The sequence below is a fragment of the Arthrobacter sp. 9MFCol3.1 genome (genome assembly GCF_000620385.1).
GTDB lineage: Bacteria > Actinomycetota > Actinomycetes > Actinomycetales > Micrococcaceae > Arthrobacter.
The window spans coordinates 101,342-102,323 of the sequence record NZ_KK211132.1; the positions used below are offsets into that span (position 1 = coordinate 101,342).

1 pseudogene is annotated in these 982 nt (G+C 73.2%); it reads left to right on the top strand.

Annotated elements, in window-relative coordinates:
* Positions 1-64: 64 nt before the first annotated feature.
* Positions 65-982: pseudogene (locus C560_RS24110) on the top strand (DUF222 domain-containing protein); the annotation flags it as partial.

A 982-nucleotide genomic window follows, 5' to 3' on the forward strand; every position in this document is an offset into this window, starting at 1 on the left:
GTGCTTTCCGGGGTCTCTTCCAGCTGTCGCTTAGATTGTCGGAGGTCTCTGGGAGACTGGGTTCATGGACGGCATTCAGGGGCCCGAAGTGGTTCCGGCGGGAGACGGCGACGGCGGCCTCGGCCGCGCCGGGAGCCGCGCCGCCGCCGTTCCGGTCAGTGCTCCGGTGGCCGTCAAGGACCTGGTCCGCATGATGTCGGAGATCCTTCCGGCCACGGACAGTGCCGGGATGATCGACCAGCTTCGCGAGCTTGAGGACATGAAGTCGGCCGCGGCCGCCCTGCAGGCCCGGATAGCGTTCGACTGTGATGCACGGCAGCGCCGCGAACAGGCCGCCGCCGGAGTCCCGGCGGAGAAGCTCGGCGCCGGGATCGGCCCGCAGATTGCCCTCGCCCGGCGCGAATCCCCGGCCAGGGGCGGCCGGCTCCTGGGCCTGGCCAAAGCCCTCGTGACCGAAATGCCGCACACCCTCGCCGCCCTGCAGGCCGGGCAGCTGAACGAATGGCGCGCCACCCTGCTCGTGCGCGAAACCGCCTGCCTGACCGCCGCCGACCGGGCCGCCGTCGACGCCGAACTCGCGCCCGACGCCGGGACGTTCGCCGGCGCCGGTGACCGGTCCCTGGTCGCCGCCGCGAGGGCCGCCGCGTACCGGCGTAATCCCCGCTCCGTGACCGAACGCGCCACGCACGCCGCCACCGAGCGGCACGTCAGCCTCCGCCCGGCCCCCGACACCATGTGCCACCTCACCGCCCTGCTGCCCGTGACCGCCGGCGTCGCCGTCTACAAGGCCCTCACCGGGCACGCCGACACCCTCCGCACGGCCGGGGATCCGAGGGGCCGCGGGCAGCTGATGGCCGATGCCCTGGTCGAACGCACCACCGGCACCCCCGGCGGGATCATCGGCGTCGAAATCCAGCTCATCATCACCGACCGCACCCTGTTCCAGGCCGACGCCGAACCCGCCCTGCTCCCCGGCTACGGC